Origin of the sequence: Coprococcus eutactus (assembly GCF_001404675.1) — a bacterium.
GTDB lineage: Bacteria > Bacillota > Clostridia > Lachnospirales > Lachnospiraceae > Coprococcus > Coprococcus aceti.
The window spans coordinates 583590-604345 of sequence record NZ_CYXU01000001.1 but is presented as its reverse complement, the minus strand read 5'-3'; the positions used below and the strand labels follow the sequence as shown (position 1 = coordinate 604345).

At 42.3% G+C, this 20756-nt stretch carries 16 protein-coding genes; 2 read left to right on the top strand and 14 right to left on the bottom strand.

All coding sequences use genetic code 11. The annotated features are described in order from the left end of the window. Positions 1 to 109 precede the first annotated feature (109 nt). The 7 genes from thiD to ARA78_RS02590 all read right to left on the bottom strand — a co-directional run bounded on the left by thiD (position 110) and on the right by ARA78_RS02590 (position 10174). Entirely contained in the window at positions 110 to 1591 is a 1482-nt protein-coding gene (thiD, locus tag ARA78_RS14430) for a bifunctional hydroxymethylpyrimidine kinase/phosphomethylpyrimidine kinase (protein WP_082423590.1), read from the bottom strand. 25 nt (positions 1592 to 1616) lie between these two features. Next, on the bottom strand, positions 1617 to 2261 hold the full coding sequence (thiE, locus tag ARA78_RS02615; protein ID WP_201858981.1) for a thiamine phosphate synthase: 645 nt from the start codon (positions 2259 to 2261) through the stop codon (positions 1617 to 1619). 71 nt (positions 2262 to 2332) lie between these two features. Then, positions 2333 to 3154 (bottom strand): hydroxyethylthiazole kinase, encoded by an 822-nt coding sequence (gene thiM, locus ARA78_RS02610; RefSeq protein WP_055144359.1) that lies wholly within the window; start codon positions 3152 to 3154, stop codon positions 2333 to 2335. Between the two features lie 140 nt (positions 3155 to 3294). Further along, the gene (gene mscL, locus ARA78_RS02605; protein WP_015534993.1) at positions 3295 to 3714 is read right to left on the bottom strand and encodes a large conductance mechanosensitive channel protein MscL; all 420 of its coding nucleotides are present in this window, start codon (positions 3712 to 3714) and stop codon (positions 3295 to 3297) included. 145 nt (positions 3715 to 3859) lie between these two features. Further along, positions 3860 to 5404, bottom strand: coding sequence for a 2,3-bisphosphoglycerate-independent phosphoglycerate mutase (gpmI, locus tag ARA78_RS02600; RefSeq protein ID WP_015534994.1), 1545 nt, complete (start codon positions 5402 to 5404; stop codon positions 3860 to 3862). Positions 5405 to 5513: 109 nt separating this feature from the next. Further along, the gene (locus tag ARA78_RS02595; RefSeq protein ID WP_055144946.1) at positions 5514 to 6272 is read right to left on the bottom strand and encodes an exodeoxyribonuclease III; all 759 of its coding nucleotides are present in this window, start codon (positions 6270 to 6272) and stop codon (positions 5514 to 5516) included. A gap of 266 nt (positions 6273 to 6538) precedes the next feature. Next, entirely contained in the window at positions 6539 to 10174 is a 3636-nt protein-coding gene (locus tag ARA78_RS02590; RefSeq protein WP_055144352.1) for a carbohydrate binding domain-containing protein, read from the bottom strand. Between the two features lie 224 nt (positions 10175 to 10398). Between ARA78_RS02590 and ARA78_RS02585 the strand changes: the two genes are divergently transcribed. Continuing rightward, complete coding sequence (locus ARA78_RS02585; protein ID WP_055279933.1) at positions 10399 to 11157, top strand: helix-turn-helix domain-containing protein; 759 nt, start codon at positions 10399 to 10401, stop codon at positions 11155 to 11157. A gap of 133 nt (positions 11158 to 11290) precedes the next feature. Here the strand turns inward: ARA78_RS02585 and tpiA are convergent, their stop codons facing one another. The 3 genes from tpiA to gap form a co-directional block, all read right to left on the bottom strand. Continuing rightward, positions 11291 to 12043 (bottom strand): triose-phosphate isomerase, encoded by a 753-nt coding sequence (gene tpiA / locus ARA78_RS02580; RefSeq protein WP_004852916.1) that lies wholly within the window; start codon positions 12041 to 12043, stop codon positions 11291 to 11293. Between the two features lie 92 nt (positions 12044 to 12135). Next, complete coding sequence (locus ARA78_RS02575) at positions 12136 to 13350, bottom strand: phosphoglycerate kinase (protein WP_022216404.1); 1215 nt, start codon at positions 13348 to 13350, stop codon at positions 12136 to 12138. A 214-nt stretch (positions 13351 to 13564) separates the two neighbouring features. Continuing rightward, positions 13565 to 14602, bottom strand: coding sequence for a type I glyceraldehyde-3-phosphate dehydrogenase (gap, locus tag ARA78_RS02570; protein WP_004852921.1), 1038 nt, complete (start codon positions 14600 to 14602; stop codon positions 13565 to 13567). Positions 14603 to 14936: 334 nt separating this feature from the next. Between gap and ARA78_RS02565 the strand changes: the two genes are divergently transcribed. After that, entirely contained in the window at positions 14937 to 15758 is an 822-nt protein-coding gene (locus ARA78_RS02565; RefSeq protein ID WP_022216403.1) for a histidinol-phosphatase HisJ family protein, read from the top strand. Between the two features lie 149 nt (positions 15759 to 15907). Here ARA78_RS02565 and ARA78_RS13820 read toward each other — a convergent pair whose 3' ends face one another. The 4 genes from ARA78_RS13820 to ARA78_RS02545 all read right to left on the bottom strand — a co-directional run bounded on the left by ARA78_RS13820 (position 15908) and on the right by ARA78_RS02545 (position 20573). Beyond that, positions 15908 to 16297 (bottom strand): hypothetical protein, encoded by a 390-nt coding sequence (locus ARA78_RS13820; RefSeq protein WP_055272917.1) that lies wholly within the window; start codon positions 16295 to 16297, stop codon positions 15908 to 15910. A gap of 317 nt (positions 16298 to 16614) precedes the next feature. Then, on the bottom strand, positions 16615 to 17721 hold the full coding sequence (mnmA, locus tag ARA78_RS02555; protein ID WP_055144347.1) for a tRNA 2-thiouridine(34) synthase MnmA: 1107 nt from the start codon (positions 17719 to 17721) through the stop codon (positions 16615 to 16617). An 18-nt stretch (positions 17722 to 17739) separates the two neighbouring features. Then, positions 17740 to 18921 (bottom strand): cysteine desulfurase NifS, encoded by a 1182-nt coding sequence (gene nifS, locus ARA78_RS02550; protein ID WP_055144345.1) that lies wholly within the window; start codon positions 18919 to 18921, stop codon positions 17740 to 17742. A gap of 164 nt (positions 18922 to 19085) precedes the next feature. Next, a complete protein-coding gene (locus ARA78_RS02545; RefSeq protein ID WP_055272913.1) occupies positions 19086 to 20573 on the bottom strand; it encodes an MATE family efflux transporter in 1488 nt (495 codons plus the stop codon). Between the last annotated feature and the right edge of the window lie 183 nt (positions 20574 to 20756).

Below are 20756 nucleotides of genomic sequence, written 5' to 3'. Positions count from 1 at the left end.
GTATTCTTCTCCAGATTATTTAGTTTTAATATAATACTACACAATCTGTGAAAATACTATATAGATTAAAAATTTTTAATGAAAGAATTTCTAACTTTTACATACTGATTTATAACATATACCTACTTCGTATATCGAAACCATGATTCAGCGGTCCACTGCCCGATCCCAGATCCAGCATGGCCGCCAGGGCACCGGATATATATTGTTTGGCCATTCTGACTGAATCACTTACATCATATTCCTTTGCGAGATTTGAAGCGATCGCACTTGAAAGCGTACATCCTGTGCCATGTGTATTCGGATTATCAATACGCTTACCCGAAAACCAGGTGATATTCTCTCCGTCAAAAAGCATATCATTTGCATCATTTATGCTGTGTCCACCCTTTACAAGGACAGCGCAGCCATACTTTCCGTATATACATCTGGCGGCATTCTCCATATCAGCTACGCTCTTCACCGATATCCCAGTGAGCGCCTCAGTCTCAGGTATGTTTGGCGTTATGAGCTTTGCAAGTGGGAACAGTTTACCGGTCATGACCTCCACCGCATCATCGCTTATAAGCTTAGCACCACTGGTCGCCACCATCACAGGGTCAAGCACGACATTCTCCGCATTGTATCTGGCAAGTCTGTCAGCTATCACATCAATAAGTTCAGGAACAGATACCATTCCTATCTTGACCGCTTTCGGCCGTATATCGGTAAACACCGCATCTATCTGAGCGCCAAGTACATCAGGGATAACGTTCATGATAGCAGTCACTCCTGTGGTATTCTGAGCCGTGAGGGCTGTGATCGCACTCATACCAAATACGCCATTTGCCTGCATGGTCTTGAGATCCGCCTGTACACCTGCGCCACCTGAGGAATCGCTTCCGGCTATGGTGAGGACCGGCACAAGACGGCTTCTGTCAGAATTTATACTGCGCAGCATGTCATCCATACTCTTAAAATAATGATCACAATGTGCTATAAGATCTCCCTGTCTGTCCCTGCTGGATTCGTCAAAGAGACCGACCACAACAAATCCTCCGTTCTGTGCTGTCTCCGCCGCATGATATGCGTCCTCGAATACAAATGTATTCGAAGCCGGAGTTCCCATAAACTCAGCCGCCATCTCATATATCTTAGGTGAGGCTGCCTTGCCCACGCCCACCTCAGAACATGTAAATATCCTGTCAACATACTTCATAAGTCCTGTCCGCACAAGTGCTGCCTCAACATGGCATCTGTCTGTGGATGTTGCAACAGTGACCGGGATATCATATCTCTTTAAGAACCTCAGCAGTTCAGGCACACCTGACTTCGGCTCAACTTTATTTGCATAGAAATCGCGCACAGTCTCATTGATACCGTCTATAATCTCCTTCGCGCTGAGTTCAAGTCCATAGTGTTCCTGCATATATTCTGCGCCCTTCATCATGGTCATGGTGAAAAGCACCTTCTCAAGATCAGGTTCTGCCTGTATCCCCTGCCCCGCCAGATACATCTCTCCGGCATGATCCCACATAGGCATAGAGTCAAGCAGAACCCCATCCATATCAAATATCGCACCTTTTATATCACTGATAACTATTTTTTTCATGTACACCTCTATATCATATATTTAGTCAGGCATCAAGCATATTCTCTACAGAAAACTTGAGCTCCTCTGTGGCCTTCTGTATGTCCTTCTGTCCGAATATGGCACTTATAACTGCCACACCGCATATTCCGGAGCCCGCAAGCTCGGCCACATTATCCTTTGTTATGCCGCCTATTGCAATGACCGGTATGGACACCGCCTCACAAATAGCCTTGAGAGTTTCATGGCTCACATCGTCCGCGTCATCCTTTGAACCTGTTGTAAACACTGCTCCTACACCAAGATAATCTGCGCCGTGCTTTTCCGCTATAATCGCCTGCTCGACAGTCTGTGCAGACACTCCAAGTATCTTGTCAGGGCCGAGTATCTTTCTGACGTCCATGGCCTCCATATCACTCTGTCCCACGTGTACACCGTCAGCATCTATATCCTTTGCTATGCTAACCTCGTCATTGATGACAAATGGAACTCCATATTCCTTACAAAGCTTCTGTATCTCCTTCGCCTCAGCGAGGAAGTCTTCTCTGTCGAGCTTCTTCTCCCTGAGCTGTACAAATGTTGCACCGCCGTCAAGTGCCTTCTTTACCTGATCATACAGAGTCTCTTCACCAAGCCAGTGTCTGTCAGTTACTGCGTAGAGCAAGAGCTCTTTCTCACTGCAATTTATCATACTATCCGTCCTTCCTATATGTTTCGATCCCGATCTGATGCAGATCCAGGCAATTATTAGACTTCCGTCAATTATCTGATTTCAAACTTTGCGCCCTGTTCAAGTGTATCCCCGTCCATATTGTATATGGCGTCGATTATCCTGTTCCTGTATGTTGAATTTCCCTCAAATGCCTGCAGATGGGAATAACCGATCTCCCCAGCAAGTCCCATGACCATGACAGCCACTGCAGCAGCCTCAAGCTTGTTGTCCTGATTTGCCACAACATATGCTGTCATCATTCCTGAGAGCTGGCAGCCTGTTCCAGTGATCTTACCCATCTCAGGACGGCCGTTTCTGATTACATAACATTTCTCGCTGTCCGCAACAAGGTCTATTGCGCCTGTTACAGCTATGATAGATCCCGTTTCAGCAGATAGCTTCTTGACAAATGCCACTGCATTATCAAGCGTATCCTCCGTAACCGCATCTGCCACATCGGCATCAACACCCTTTGTGCTGCCGGAACCATATGCCAGAGTTTTGATCTCAGAGATATTTCCCCTTATAACATCAAATCTAATCTCCTTCATAAGTCCAACAGCCGTATCAGTTCTGAGCTTACTTGCTCCTGCTCCAACAGGATCGAGAAGTACAACATGTCCAAGTTCATTTGCCTTCTTCCCTGCCAGGTACATTGATGGAATAGTGTTCTTGTTAAGTGTTCCTATGTTGATATTCAGACCACCACATATACTTGTGATATCCTCCACGTCACCCTCATCATCCGACATGATAGGACTTCCACCGCACGCCAGAATGACATTTGCCACATCATTTACAGTTACATAGTTTGTTATATTGTGTACCAGAGGTACATTCTTTCTCACATTTTCAAGGCACTCTTTTATCATGTTTTTCTATCTCCTTTATATATACTCTGTTGTTTATCTGCTAATCTTTTTTGACGAAAAGCGGCCATACCATAAGGCACAGCCGCTTTTTTTATGCTGTATGTATCCCTACGCCGGCACTGATCCAGGTCAGACCTGATCTACTCCTGGGCAGGAGGTACATCAGATGTACAATGCATACACTTTGTTGCTTTGATATCTATCTCCCCCATACAGTATGGGCACTTTCTTGTGAGAGGAGCTGCCTCCTCTTTCTTCTTACCAAGATCCATGATCGCATTGATTCCCTTCATGATGACAAATATAACAAATGCCATGATTATGAAGTTGATAACTGCTGAAATAAACGCTCCATACTCGATATACTGTCCTGTATGGAATATCTGAAAATGTCCACCAATCTCTGCTCCACCGATACTGTTGATTATTGGTGTGATGAAACAGTCTGTAAAAGATGTAACCAATGACTGGAACGCTCCACCAATGATAACACCGATTGCAAGACTCATCACATTTCCCTTAAGGGCAAACTCCTTAAACTCTTCCAAAAACTTCTTCATATGTATCCTCCCAACTGAATACAGCACCGATCATAACAAACTTATATTATAATTCGGTGCCGTATCTTTTATTTATTGTTTCTCGCATGATTGATATGACATATATCTACATTTGCTGTCATCGCTCATCGCACATCATCTTTTATTACTTTCTTACGATAAGTGACTTACCTGTCATCTCCTTAGGCTGAGGAAGTCCCATAACCTCAAGAAGTGTAGGTGCGATATCTGCAAGACATCCGCCCTCACGAAGCTCTACATCTTCACCATAGTTGTAAAGGATAAATGGTACAGGGTTAGTTGTATGAGCTGTATGTGGAGCACCGGTCTCATAGTTGATCATCTGCTCTGCGTTACCATGATCAGCACAGATAAAGAGAACACCATCAACCTTATCAATTGCCTCTACAGCAGCGCCAACGCACTTGTCAACTGTCTCTACAGCCTGGATAGCTGCTGGGATAATACCTGTATGACCAACCATATCAGGGTTTGCAAAGTTGATGATGATCACATCATACTCGCCACCAAGGATAGCTGCATTGAGCTTCTCGCTTACCTCTGGAGCACTCATCTCTGGCTGAAGGTCATATGTTGCTACAGCAGGTGACTTTACAAGGATTCTGTCCTCGTTCTTGTTAGGCTCCTCAACACCGCCGTTGAAGAAGAACGTTACATGAGCATACTTCTCTGTCTCAGCAAGTCTGAGCTGCTTGAGGCCCTTAGCTGCAAGGTACTCACCGAATGTGTTGTCAATCTCTTCCTTCTTGAATGCTACAAGCTTGTTAGGTATTGACTCGTCGTAGTCCTTGAAACATACATATGTGAGTGGCATGCGGCCATTTGCTCTCTCAAATCCATCAAAATCATCACAGCAGAATGCTCTGGTGATCTCGCGGGCTCTGTCTGGTCTGAAGTTAAAGAATATAACTGAATCATTTGGCTTAACAAGTGATACAGGCTTACCATTCTCTGTGATTACTGTAGGAAGAACGAACTCATCATATACTTCCTTGTCATATGACTCCTGCATAGCTGCAACCGGGTCCTCAGCCTGAACGCCCTCACCTGTTACAAGTGACTTGTATGCAAGCTCTACTCTGTCCCATCTGTTATCTCTGTCCATTGCGTAGTAACGGCCTGACATAGATGCAACCTTACCTACACCAATCTCCTTCATCTTTGCGATAAGCTCCTCAAGGTATCCCTTACCTGATGCAGGCGGTGTATCTCTTCCATCGAAGAATGGATGAACGTATACGTTCTCAAAGTTCTGCTTCTTGCAGAGCTCAAGGATCGCATAAAGGTGTGTATTGTGGCTGTGAACACCACCATCTGAGAGAAGTCCCCAGAGATGAAGATCTGAATTGTTCTTCTTGCAGTTTTCTATTGCAGCAAGCATCTCCTCGTTCTCAAAAAAATCTCCATCAGCGATTGCCTTTGTGATTCTTGTAAGCTCCTGATATATGATACGGCCTGCGCCGATATTCATATGACCTACCTCTGAATTGCCCATCTGACCGTCTGGAAGTCCTACAGGAAGTCCTGAAGCTGCGCCCTGCACAAATGGTGCTGTAGCCATAAGTTTGTCCATAACAGGTGTCTTTGCAAGTGCTACTGCATTACCCTCTGTCTTGTCACTGAGACCATATCCGTCGAGGACCATTAAAACTACTGGTTTCTTACTCATAATTTTTCTCCTTTTTATTTATTCCGGCTAAATGCCTCTTAATCATAATTCACTCATTTGAGATTATACTTATATAATGCCTATTTTTCAAGTTCAAATCCAACTCAAATCACAGGTCAATATCCAGTTCAACCGGGCAGTGATCAGATCCCATGATATCAGTGTGTATCTTGGCATCGACAAGCTTGTCCTTCAAACTCTCAGATGTGAGAAAATAGTCGATACGCCAACCTGCATTCTTCTCCCTTGCCTTGAATCTGTACGACCACCATGAGTAGATATTTTCCTGATCCGGATAAAAATATCTGAATGTGTCGATGAAGCCATCATCTAGAAGCACCGTCATCTTCTCTCTTTCCTCATCAGTAAATCCCGCATTCTTCCTGTTTGTCTTTGGATTTTTCAGATCTATCTCATTGTGAGCCACGTTCATATCGCCGCACACTATAACAGGCTTATTCTCCTCAAGCTTTTTCAGATATGCTCTGAAATCATCCTCCCACTTCATCCGGTAATCAAGCCTTGCAAGCTCGTTCTGTGAATTTGGTGTATATACAGTCACCATGTAGAAGTTCTCATATTCAAGTGTTATGACACGACCCTCATGGTCGTGTTCATCTATGCCTATACCTTTTGTTTCACTCAAAGGTTTCTCTTTTGTGAAAATAGCCGTACCTGAATATCCCTTCTTATCCGCATAGTTCCAATACTGATAATATCCTGGCATATCAAGTGTGAGCTGTCCCTCCTGCATCTTGGACTCCTGTATACAGAATATGTCTGCATCTATGCTGTTAAAAAAGTCCATGAAGCCTTTACCGGCGCATGCCCTTATTCCATTTACGTTCCATGAGATAAGTTTTTTCATAAATTTATATACCATTTTATCCTTTCATTATTATTTGGGGAAAATCATGTTTTATTTTAACATGTCGCCTACCGGCTCCATGCAGGCATTCGCATTATGACGGCTTGCGCAAGCGCATCCGTCGCAATGCTCATTATATCATACAAACACCCATTCTGACTGTCAAATCATTTAAAAATTCACCAAAATCCTGCTATGGCCACAATGAAAAAGGCAGCGACGATCCGCCGCTGCCTAAGGGTATATATTATTTTTAGGGGTCAAATTTAATTTTTTACAAATGATACATTTGATATAGAAACTGTATGTGCTCCAAGTGTGTATCCTTCAACATATCCCATTGAGAAGAATAATCCGGCACCTGTATCAACAGTGATACCATCTGTGAAAACTTCTTCCTTAGGTGTAATTGTGAGTGTTACATCCTTAGCCTCACCAGCTGTAAGAACTACATCTTCACCGCCATGCCATGCATATCCGGCTGAAGGAGTCATAACAGCAACCTTCACAACTCTATCAACATCAGAAACCAATGTACATTTAAGAGTATATGACTCGCCCTGCTCAAGAGATAATCCCATCTGCTTAAGCTGGATGTTCCAGTCTGCCTCACCCACGTTTTCAACACTGTATGTGATCTTTCCATCTCCAGCCTCAAATGTGGCATCTCCAGGAGCAGTTACTGCATTTTCCCAACCAGCAAGGCTACCATCCTCACTCATCTCAAATTCTGAATTTGTGATAAGATTCTTGCCTACAGGCACATCTATCTCTGGAGCTGAAGTCTTTTCAAGGACAATATTGTCAATACAGATTCTATGCTGATCAGTAATTGCCGAACCATTTTCTCCGCCTGCGCCAAGTGCAATATTGAAAATACTCTCTTCGTCTGTGTCACAGGCCATCTGGAATGTGTTTGAAACAGTCATATATTTCTGATCAGCCTGATCGTATGCATCAAGCTTTACTGTCTCCTGAACATACGGTGTCCAGTCCTCTGCACCTGTACTATCCTTATGTGTACTTCCATCCCTCTGTATCGCATACTGAACAGTTCTCGACACAGAGCTCTTTATATCAAATGAAAGCTTGTACCACTGTCCTTTCTCAAGCTTGATATTATTCTGCTTGAGCTGTATCTTCCAGTTCTGGTCACCTGAATTCTTTATTGTGAAGTCAGCAGCATTGTCCTCCTTCTGGCTGTCCACAACAGACTCTGCATCCGCACTGCTGTCTATATACACATCATATCCAGCAAAATCTGCTGAAAAGTTCCCATTGAGAAGAAGTGAATCCTGCATTATCTTCACATTGTCTAACAGAACTTCCCCGCTGTTACCAAAATCAATGCTGATTGAACTGTCAGTCACTTCTTCTCCGGTCTCAAACTTGTAAACATAATTCTTAATTCCTTTATCCAGAGTTACAGCAAACTTTGAATCTCCTGTAGTGATAATTATATTCTTTCCCTCAGTTGCAGTCTCAGCATCAAATTTAAGTACATACTTTGTATTTGGGGCATACGCAAGCTCATCCTGTGATAATACGAAGTTGCCATCTATACTCTCATCCAATGACTTGTATGAAAATCTTCTTCCGTCAGACAGACCTGTCACCTTATACTCAGCACCGCAATTGTTGCTGACTGTCCAATATCCAAGTCTTCCTGTTCCTTCCTGAAATTCTCCATTGTAAACTAGGTTTCCATCAGCGAGGATCGTCTTCTTGTCAACTATCTCAGTCTGATTTGTCTTTACCAGCTTTACATTTGCAATATGTACACCAGCCACGCTTCCCTGATTGCCGAAGTTGAATTCTATTCTTCCCTTGTCATCAGATGAATCAGTCATCGTATACTCATACTCAAATGTCTGTTTCTCTGTTGTCATATCAAATTTTGTATCCTTAAGATATCTTCCCCATGATCTGGTTGGCGCTGAGACATCAATTATGCCTGTTCTCGCCTCATCCGCCCACGCATCAAATGAAAGCTTGTATGTGGCACCTTTTTCTACAGGAATATCAGGCTGTACCAACTGTATGCTGTAATCAACCGTTCCTGCATCAATTGTATTTATGTTGATTGTATTGTTCTCGATGACCGCTGTTCCTTCGCCGCCATTCTGCGCCATAAAAATCCAGTTTTCTGCATCTCCCAGATCCTCGGTCTCACTAAAATCACCATTTATTACATAATTGCCATTTTCATCCGGATCACGAATTATAACTTCACGCTCTGGCTTTGTCACATTTTCGTCATAAGACTCCTTCTGGTATACTCTCACATAATCAACATATAAGCTCTCACTGTTAATATAATCTGCATCTGCATCCGGATTTCCTGGCCAATTGCCGCCAACTGCAAGATTGAGTATTACATAGAATGGCTGATCAAACGGTGCCGGATAAGTAACTGTACCTTTTCCGGCAGTTGTAGAATACCAGTCATTTTCCTCATGCATCTTAACTCCATCTACATACCACGTAATTTTTCCAGGCTCCCAGTCGCATGTAAATACATGATAGCTGTCCGCAAATGACTTTCCATTTGAAAGTGTATATTTTCCCTGTGACTCTGAATGCGGATTGCCATAGTGAATCGTTCCATAGGTTGTATATGTATTGTCTCCAAGAACCTCCATCACATCTATCTCACCACATCTAGGCCACTGTCCATACAGACTCTCATTTGTAGGCATCATCCATGCTGCAGGAAGATAGCCCTTACCTGTAGGTACCTTTGCTCTGAACTGTACTCTGCCATACTTGAAATCCTGCTTATTCTGTGTGTTTACTCTTCCCGATGTATATGATATAGAACCATCCTCATTCACTTTTTTCTTTGAGCTTATAATAAGTGTGCCATTCTTGACTTTTATATTATCTTCAGAATCAACATATGACTGAAGCTCATTATTGACCCAGCCAGGCTCATGGAGTTCAACATTCCAAATATCACGGTTGAGCTCTGTTCCGTCAAATTCATCATGCCATAAAAGTTTATACCCCTGCGACTCGTATTTATTTTCTACAGTCACCTTCTTATTTACAGTCACTTTACATGTTGCTTTCTTTCCTGAACCGTCAGCAGCTTTTGCTGTGATTGTAGCTGTACCTGGTGCTATAGCCTTCACAACGCCTTTTGCTGAAACCGTTGCAATCTTTTTATTGCTCGATGTCCAACTTAACGTCTTGTTGGTTGCCGATGCAGGAGCGACAGTAGCTGTAAGAGTTTTACTGCTTCCCTCTGTGATAGTGAGTGTTGCCGCTGAAAGCTTGATAGAAGTAACTGGCTGTTTTACTGTAATCTTACATCTTGCATATTTGCCACTTCCATCCATAGCCTTCGCAGTTATATATACTCTTCCAACCTTAACTGCTTTTACAACACCTTTCGAGGAAACTGTTGCTATTCTTTTATCTGATGATGACCACTGAATTCTCTTATATGTGGCATTCTTTGGAGCAATTGAAGCTTTTAACGTCCTGCTGGTTCCTTTAAACATGTTCACAGCCTTTGCAGACAATTTAACAGTCTTCGTAGGAACCCCAACATAAACATTAAACCTATACATTACCTTTGGGTTTGCAGCACTCTTCACTGCTACAACCGCTTTTCCTGATTTTACCGCTTTGACAACACCCTTGTTATCTACTGTAACTATCTTCTTATTTGATGATACATATGTTACTTTTTTGCTGATCTTACCTGTAACTACAACTCTAGGTTTCACCCGAAACTTTGTACCCTTTTTTAGTACAAGTTTATTTGTGACAAGATTTGTCACAGTTACAGACTTTACCGCAGCTTTTGATGTTCTAGCACTAACGTCTGATGGACACAGAGTGATCAACATACAAACTACAAGTATCATAGCCACAAGCTGTTTTAACCTTCTCATAAAATACTCCTCTCCAAAAATAAAATAATAATATTTACGACGTCGCATCTTTATAAAGTATTTTGATAATAACATCTTATACATTTGCCATATATCGTTTTATTGCTTTTTATATAGTTTACATGATATATTATAGAGGAGTTGTAAAGTAAGACTTTTATAAACTTTTGATAACATATAAATTTTTACCCTGACACAATTTACTGGAAAGGATTTATACACATATGAAATACTCAAAGGAAATATTCTACCAGGAATTTATAAGACGCGAAGATTCAACCAATAGAGCGCCCTATAACCCTGAACTTGAATTTTACTCAATAATACAAAATGGAGATATAGAACAGGTTAAAGAATTGTGTAAAGCCTCACCACTTAAGGATAAAAAAGGACTCGGCTTACTATCTGAAAAGCCGGTCAACAACATAAGATATCATTTTGTCATAACAACAGCCCTTGTTGCAAGATACTGTATTGAAGGTGGTCTCGATGTGGCAACTGCTTACAATCTCAGTGATTTTTATATAAAAAAGTCAGATACAATGAAGTCTGTGGAGGATATATCTGAATTACATGCGTTCATGTGCATCGACTATGCAAAAAAAATGCGAAACCTTAAGAAAAATTCCATATGCTCCAAACCGGTCGCAGAGTGCATAGACTACATATACGATCATCTGCATACTAGGATCACTGTTGAACTTCTGGCAAAACGTGTCAATCTCACCCCGTCATACCTGTCAAGGCTGTTCAAAAAAGAGACCGGAGATAATATCGGACATTATATAAAAATGCTAAAACTTGATACTGCAAGGAACATGCTCATATACTCTGATTATAGCCCTGCCCAGATAGCACAGACTCTCGCATTTCCAAGTCAGAGTTATTTTACCGAACAGTTCAGATTACATACTGGTCTAACACCTGCGAGCTATAGAAATATAAATTTAAGGCAAACCCCATTTCATAAAAACAATACTTAGTTCCTGAAATATACCTCCTTGTTTTTCTAAGCGTAAACAAAAGGGATTACCTTGTGATAAAGCACTTGATAATCCCTTTCAATATTCTATATCAGATTTAATCTAAAACTAATATATTTTGGCCTGTTTAAAATTACTTTCCGGCATTTACAACCTGACCGAAATCAGCCTTGAGTGAAGCACCGCCGATAAGACCACCGTCGATGTCTGGCTTTGCAAGGAGCTCAGCAGCGTTGCCAGCGTTCATAGAACCGCCGTACTGAATTCTTACCGCCTCAGCTGTATCTGTATCGTAGATCTCAGCGATGAGATCACGGATTCCCTTACATACTTCCTGTGCCTGATCTGATGTAGCTGTCTTACCTGTTCCGATAGCCCAGATTGGCTCGTAAGCGATAACCATTGACTTAACCTGATCTGCTGTTACGCCAGCGAGATCTGACTTGATCTGAAGACGGATCCAGTCCATAGTAACACCGAGCTCTCTCTGCTCAAGTGACTCACCACAGCAAAGAATAGGGGTGATACCAGCCTCAAATGCCTTCTTAACCTTCTTGTTGAGAAGAACATCATCCTCCTTAAAGTAATCACGACGCTCTGAATGTCCGATGATAACGTACTTAACACCAGCATCAACAAGCATTGCTGCTGAGATCTCGCCTGTGTAAGCTCCGCTCTCCTCGAAGTACATGTTCTCTGCACCTACAGCTACGTTTGTTCCCTTTGTTGCCTCAACAACTGGTACGATATCGATAGCTGGTACACAGTATACTACATCTACGTCATCATTCTTTACTAAGTCCTTTAACAGGTTAACAAGCTCAACAGCCTCGCTAGGAGTCTTGTTCATCTTCCAGTTACCTGCAATAATCTTCTTTCTTGCCATTGTAATCTACCTCTTATATTTGTATTTTTTGATGAGTACCGGCCTGAACCGGCACCCACCAGTATAATCTTTATATCTCAGTGATATACAAATTACTTGTCGTTAGCTGCTGCTACGCCCGGAAGCTCCTTACCCTCAAGGAACTCAAGTGAAGCTCCACCACCTGTTGAGATGTGGCTCATCTTTGAACCGTAACCAAGCTGGTTAACTGCTGCTGCTGAATCTCCACCACCGATGATTGTTGTAGCATCTGTATCAGCAAGTGCTGCTGCAACTGCCTTTGTACCGGCTGCAAGTACAGGGTTCTCGAATACACCCATAGGTCCATTCCAAACAACTGTCTTAGCTGTCTTAACTGCGTCTGAGTAAAGCTCGATAGTCTTAGGTCCGATATCGCAGCCTTCCTTGTCTGCAGGCATCTTGTCAGCGTCAAATACCTCTGTCTTGATGCTTGGATCGTCGATAGGGTTAGGGAAATCCTCGATCATAACTGTATCAACTGGAAGAAGAAGCTTCTTGCCAAGGCTCTCTGCCTTTGCCATCATCTCCTTGCAGTAATCGATCTTAGAATCGTCTACAAGTGACTTACCGATCTCATATCCCTTAGCCTTAAGGAATGTGTAAGCCATACCACCACCGATGATAAGTGTATCACACTTCTCAAGAAGGTTTGAAATAACATTGAGCTTGTCAGCAACCTTAGCACCACCGAGGATAGCTACAAATGGTCTAACTGGGTTCTCTACTGCATTGCCAAGGAAGTCGATCTCCTTCTGCATTAAGTAACCAACTACTGCTGTGTCAACAAGTCCAGCAACACCAACGTTTGAGCAGTGAGCTCTGTGAGCTGTTCCGAATGCATCATTTACAAATACATCACAGATGCTTGCAAGATCCTTAGAGAAAGCCTCTCCGTTCTTTGTCTCTTCAGCTCTGAAACGTGTATTCTCAAGAAGGATTACATCTCCGTCCTTCATAGCGTCAACTGCAGCCTTAACTGTGTCGTCAACAACCTCAAGGCTTGGTACAAACTTAACCTCCTGTCCAAGGAGCTCTGTAAGTCTCTTAGCAACTGGTGCAAGGGTCTTAGTCTGCTTGTCCTCCTCAGTCTTAACCTTTCCAAGGTGTGAACAAAGGATAACCTTTCCACCGTCAGCGATAAGCTTCTTGATAGTAGGAAGAGCTGCAACGAGTCTGTTCTCGTCTGTGATCTCTCCGTTCTTTAATGGTACATTGAAGTCGCATCTGCAAAGCACGCGCTTGCCCTTAACATTGATATCATCTACTGATTTCTTGTTTAATGACATTTCTAATTCCTCCTAAATAATGTTATAGAACAGAAAACTATAAGTTGTCCTCTGCCCAGCTACCTACCCGCTCTTATGCGGGAACATAGAAACGCATAATTGCTTCCTACGAAGAAAAAAGGGCCCGGTCCTTGGAGACCGGACCCTCTATTAGGTCTAATAAATACTTTTAAATGAGCTTACATTATAAAAGCTAATTATAGCTTGAAATAACTTATGCTAACTCTGCGAAGTACTTGATTGTTCTAACCATCTGGCTTGTGTATGAGTTCTCATTGTCATACCATGAAACAACCTGAACCTCATATAAATCATCAGCGATCTTTGATACCATTGTCTGAGTTGAATCAAATAATGAACCATATCTCATACCGATAACATCTGATGAAACGATTGGATCTGTGTTGTAACCGAATGACTCTGAAGCAGCAGCCTTCATTGCAGCGTTGATTCCATCAACTGTTACATCAGCACCCTTAACAACTGCTGTAAGGATTGTTGTTGAACCTGTTGGAACTGGAACTCTCTGAGCTGATCCGATAAGCTTGCCATTTAACTCTGGGATAACAAGACCGATAGCCTTAGCAGCACCTGTTGAGTTAGGAACGATATTAGCAGCACCTGCTCTAGCTCTTCTTAAATCGCCCTTTCTGTGTGGTCCGTCAAGTATCATCTGATCACCTGTGTAAGCGTGGATTGTTGACATGATACCAGACTGGATTGGAGCATAGTCATTAAGAGCCTTAGCCATTGGTGCAAGACAGTTAGTTGTACATGAAGCTGCTGAGATGATCTGATCATCAGCTGTTAATGTATCCTGGTTAACTGAGAATACGATAGTCTTAAGATCATTACCAGCTGGAGCTGAGATAACAACCTTCTTAGCACCTGCGTTGATATGAGCCATTGACTTCTCCTTTGAGCAGTAGAAACCAGTACACTCAAGAACTACATCAACACCGATCTTACCCCAAGGAAGGTTGTTTGCATCTGCCTCCTTGTAGATTGTAAGAGTCTTACCATCAACTGTGATTGTGTTAGCCTCATCATCAGCTGAAACTGTGTGAAGGTTCTCACCGATCTTGCCACAGTATCCACCCTGTGCTGTATCGTACTTGAGAAGATCTGCAAGCATTGAAGGCTTTGTTAAATCGTTGATTGCAACAACTTCATAACCCTCTGCACCGAACATCTGTCTGAATGCAAGACGACCAATACGTCCAAAACCGTTAATTGCTACTTTTACTGCCATTTTTTATTCCTCCTAGGTTTTTGAAATATAATAAAAGTATTTATCAATCTGCTACGCGGGAACGTAGCAAATAAATCGTGTTAAATACACAAGCTAATCATACATTCTTTAGGTATAAATTTCAAGCCTTAATCTCATTTTTTTAGTTATCATCTATCCAAAATAGACAAATTTGTTTTTACAAATTATACTAATGGGCTGAGGCTATAGAAAAAATGTTTCTACTACAATTTGATAATAATAAGATTACTCAACAGCTTTACTTTATATATTTTTTTCAGTGTTTTATGTTATAATATGAAACGCAATGATTATAAACGGAGGTATACAGAAAATGATCATCTGTGATTCGCATATACATTCGGAGTTCTCAAGCGACTCTTCCGCTCCACTGGACAGTATAATCCAGAAGGCAATACAACTTGGAATTCCAAAGATCTGTCTGACAGATCACCACGATATAGACTTTCCTATCAATCCGGAGGACGGTTTTGACTTCCAACTTGATTTCGATTCGTACTTTGCTGCGATAGACGAAATACGACACAGATACGGAGATCGGATTGACGTGAGAAGCGGCGTGGAACTCGGTCTCATGAATACGGTTGCCGGCAAGGCAAGGGACATTGCTGATAAATACAAAAATGAACTGGACTTTATCATAGGATCATCACACCTTGTCAGGGGCCTCGACCCATACTATCCAGCTTACTATGAGGGACGTACAGAGATAGAAGGTATACGTGATTACTTTGAGTCCATTCTTGAGAATGTGACTCTGATAGATGACTTTGACGTATATGGTCATCTTGACTACGTAGTAAGATACTGCCCATCAGGCGAGAAGATCTTTAGGATGGCAGATTATAATGATGTGCTTGAACAGATTTTCAAAATAATCATCCCAAAGGGAAAAGGTATAGAGATCAATACCGGAAGCCTGTACAAGAATATGAGTTACGCACATCCTCACATGGATATCCTGAAACTCTACAAGGATATGGGTGGCGAGATCATCACAGTGGGATCTGATGCACACAAGCCCGAATATCTGTGCTATGATTTTGAGACATATGCAAGGGATGCCCTCACATCACTCGGCTACAGATACTACTGTACATTCAAGAACAGAAAGCCAGAATTCAATCCGCTGTAAAAAAAAATTGCAAAATATCAATTTATATACTTATAAATATAAAAAGATGGAACACATACGCCAGTTCAATGGCTTATATGTTCCATCTTTTTTATACCGTAAATTCAATTCCGGCAGTCACCTGACTGCTCTATTTGTTTCATATCTCATTATGTATTGTTTCCTGTATAGTACGGACTATGTGGTATATCATGAATGTCTGTTTTTCTCATTTTTTCAAGATAATCGCCTCCGGCGCCATCCAGATCACCATATATCGCATTTGGGCAATAACTGAGGAGCATGTCAAGGACTTTCTTTTTTCTCTTTCCGGTCACAAGTCCTCTTAAATTAATATATACATTATTTTCATGATTTCCAGTATACATACAGTAATATTCCAATTTGCCTCTTCGCATACTCGTATATACATATGTTATAAGATACACATCCCATCTGTACGCAAGGTTGTATCTCATTGTCTTTGATGCGATAACCTCATGTGAAGCCATAATGTATTTATTCTCATAGATAATATCACCATACAATTTGTCTGCCATTTCAAACACACTGCCACCATGATTTTTATTCTCTCGGTTGAGCAACTTCTCCGGAGTCCGTATAATCCTAATGCCATCCCATATGCATATAACCGAAATTACAGTCAGAAAAATCAATGGCCCTGTGAAACTATTCAATTCAAACTCTCCATTATGTATCATGGAGCATATAGTGATTATCATAAAAACAAAAATCACTGAAAAGATACCAAACAATATCCATCCACGCACTTTGACGTCTTTGCGCAAAACTTCTCTGCCTGTATCACCCATACGAAATCTCCTTATGTCAGACCATCACCCTTTGTAAAACCCTGTCAACAGATGCTTCCTCCGCCAAGCACATGATCATCTTCATAGAACACTACAGCCTGTCCCTTTGTCACAGCTCTTACCGGCTCGTCAAATACTGCTTCTACCAGATCTTCATCTATCTTTCTGATGGTACACATACTTCCCTTATGATTGTATCTGATCTTCGCCTTGACATGCATTGGCTCCGTGAGATCCTCTATGGACATAAAGTTCAGTCTGTTGCATATCAGCCTTTCTGAAAATACATCTCCGTTCTCTCCTATAACAACCTGATTTGTCTCAGGTATGATGTCCACCACAAATACCGGATGCCCCATCGCAAGTCCAAGTCCTTTTCTCTGTCCTATGGTGTAGTGTATGATTCCCTTATGTCTTCCGATCGCATTGCCATGTATGTCTACAAAATCTCCCGGAACCGCCTTAAGTCCTGCTTCATTCTCAAGATAACCGGCGTAATCTCCATCTGGCACAAAGCATATATCCTGGCTATCCGGCTTGTGAGCCACCATAAGTCTGTGGTCCTCTGCAATTTTTCTGATCTCAGGCTTGCTGTACTCTCCAACCGGCATGAGTGTCCTGGCGAGCTGCTCCTGGGTGAGATTGTAGAGAGCATATGTCTGATCCTTCTCTATTCCCCTGGCCTCCTGGAGAGTATATCTGCCATTTGGAAGCTGTATGATCCTTGCATAGTGTCCCGTAGCAATATAATCGCCCCCGATGGCCATGCATCTCGTAAGCAGAGACTCCCATTTTACATATCTGTTGCATGCAATACATGGATTCGGAGTTCTTCCGCATTTGTATTCGTCCACAAAATAGTCTATTACGTACTTCTTGAATTCTTCCTTGAAATTCATAACGTAATACGGAATATCGAGCTGCGATGCCACACGCCTGGCATCATCCACAGCAGAAAGTCCGCAGCATCCGGCATGGGCACTCACCACGTCCCTGTCCTCATCCTGCCATATCTGCATGGTAACTCCTATTACATTGTAGCCCTGCTCCTTGAGCAAAAGTGCGGCAACCGACGAGTCGACTCCGCCTGACATACCAACACACACTGTCTTCTTATCTGTATCGACCAAATTTTTTCCCTCTTTATACATAGTTATATCTTGTGTAATTTACATGTTTCTCCTGGCAAAATCCTGATACGCAGGTGACATTTTTCTGAGATTTTCCACGATTCTCTTGAGATTATCTACCACCGCATCCGCCTCATCCATGGTGTTCTCATATCCCAGAGTCAGTCTGACCGCACCATGGGATATCTCCTTCGGAAGCCCTATAGCTGTCAGCACATGGGAGGGATCAACAGAACCCGATGTACATGCGGAACCGGCAGAAGCACATATGCCCGCCATATCGAGCATGATGAGGATCGTCTCGCCCTCAACGAACTGGAAGCTGACATTTACATTGTTCGGAAGTCTGTCTTTGTCATGTCCGTTCAGTCTGGAATAAGGAATCTCCGATAAAATTCTGTGTATCATATGATCTCTGATATCTGTCTCCTGCTTCATCCGATCTTCCATTGAGAGCATCGCAAGCTCCGCAGCTTTGCCCATTCCTACAATCCCCGGTACATTCTCTGTTCCGGCACGTCTTCCTCGCTCCTGCTGGCCTCCGTGGATAAAGCTTCCAAGCTTTATTCCGCTCCGTATATACAGAAACCCGATTCCCTTCGGGCCATTAAGCTTATGTCCGCTGCTGCTGAGCATATCTATGTTCATGGCATTTACATCCAGTGGTATCTGTCCATACGCCTGAACCGCATCCGTGTGGAATAGAATGCCATGTTCATGCGCAATAGCTCCTATCCTGCTTATCGGCTCTATGGTTCCTATCTCATTGTTTGCAGCCATAACCGAGATGAGGATCGTATCCGGTCTTATCGCCGACTCCAGCCTGTCAGGATCAACCATCCCCTTCTCATCCACATCCAGATATGTCACGTCAAAGCCCCTCTTCTCCAGATACTGACATGTGTGAAGAATGGCATGGTGCTCTATCCTGGTCGTAATTATATGTTTTCCCTTATCCTGAAAGGCTTCCGCTACAGCCTTTAAAGCCCAGTTATCCGATTCCGAACCACCGCCCGTGAAATAGATCTCCTCAGGCTTTGCGCCAAGCGAATCAGCAATTATATCCCTCGCCACATTTATCACATCCTTATTTCTCGATGCAAATGTATATACGCCTGAAGGGTTTCCAAACTTTTCTGTAAAATAAGGCAACATGGCGTCGAGCACTTCAGGTCTCACCGCCGTCGTCGCTGCATGATCCATATATATTAACTTTCCCATTTTCGCTCTCTTTCCATTACCTTTTCTGTCACTTGTCAATGACAAATGCAACACTGCATTCATCACACGAAACTATATTACTATATAGTATTCTACCACTATACAAATGCCACGTGCTATGTATATATTATTATGCTCTCATCATATCTCATTATCTTCGTCTCTTAATCTCTTTGGACGCTTTCCATAGGCTTTACTATTTTCTTATAGACCCTGAGAAGAAAGATCGTCGATATGATCACACTGAAAACCTCTGCGATAGGGAACGCTGCCCACACACCATTCACACTGTTCATTGCTTTCGACAGGAAATATGCCACAGGAAGTATGACAAAAAGCTGTCTCGCCATAGACACTATCATACTGTACACGCCCTTTCCTACAGCCTGAAACATTCCCGAACATGTGACAGAAAATCCCGCAAATATAAACGCTGTACTCATGATCCTGACCGCTGGTATACCCATCAACAGCATCTCATCTGTGGCATCAAATATTTTAAGTATCTGTCCCGGAAATACCTGCATGATAGCAAGACAGAATACCATAATGGAACAACCGACCATCACACCAAGCTTCATGGTGCGTTTCATTCTGTCAGGTTTCTGCGCTCCGTAGTTGTATGAAATTATCGGTATCATTCCGTTGTTCAATCCGAATACAGGCATAAATGCCATACTCTGCACCTTGAAATACGCTCCGAACACTGCAACGGCCAATTTCGAGAATGAGTACAGTATCAGATTCAGGAAATAATTCATCACAGAACCTATTGCAACCATGATAACCGACGGCACACCTACGCTGAGAATCTTACCAATTATCTCGCCATGTGGCCTGAATCTTCTGAGTGTTATATGGAGATCCGGATTCTTCTTGATATTAAATATCATAGCAAGAGTTCCGGCTATACACTGTCCACATACAGTTGCAATGGCAGCACCCTTTACTCCCATTTGTGGACATCCGAGAAGACCAAATATCATTATAGGATCAAGTATAAGATTGATGACAGCACCGAGTATCTGGGTTATCATACTGTACATTGTACGTCCCGTGGACTGCAGCAATCTCTCAAATGTCATCTGGAAAGCTATACCGAAAGCACAACAGCAGCACACCTTGAGATACTCTGTTCCATATTGGATTACCCGTGCATCCCCCGTCTGACTTTCCATGAATGTCCTTGCAAAGAATAAACCTATTATCAGGAATATCACATATCCTATCGCCTCAAGGAATATTCCCTGTCTGGCAACTTCATTTGCCCTGTCAAATTTCTTCTCTCCAAGTGCCTTGGATATAAACGCATTAAAGCCAACTCCCAGTCCCGAGAAAACTCCTATCATCAGATTCTGTATCGGAAATGCCGTGGACACAGCCGTAAGTCCGTCCATGCTGAATCTTGACACAAACACACTGTCCACAACATTGTACATAGCCTGGAACAGCATGGAAATTATCATAGGAAGTGACATTGACATCAGAAGCTTTCCCTCAGACATCACACCCATCTTATTTTCTCTGCTCTCACCTGCGAACGCCTTTCCATTAGCAGATATTGTTTTATTATCAGATATTATTTTCTCACCAGATTTTTTTCTGTTATCAGGTGATTTTTCATTATTTTCGACGCTGTCTTTCTCTTTCATATGTACCTCTCCTCTGCATGCTCCTGCTGTGCATAATGTACTATACCTGCCATTTGTGCTTATCCTCACACACACTTATCTTCACTTGCACTTATCCTCACATGCATACTCTCTTTATCTACTATACTCAAACTAATTAATATTACATTATTTTTGTATTATTTACAATACACTTGTATTTTG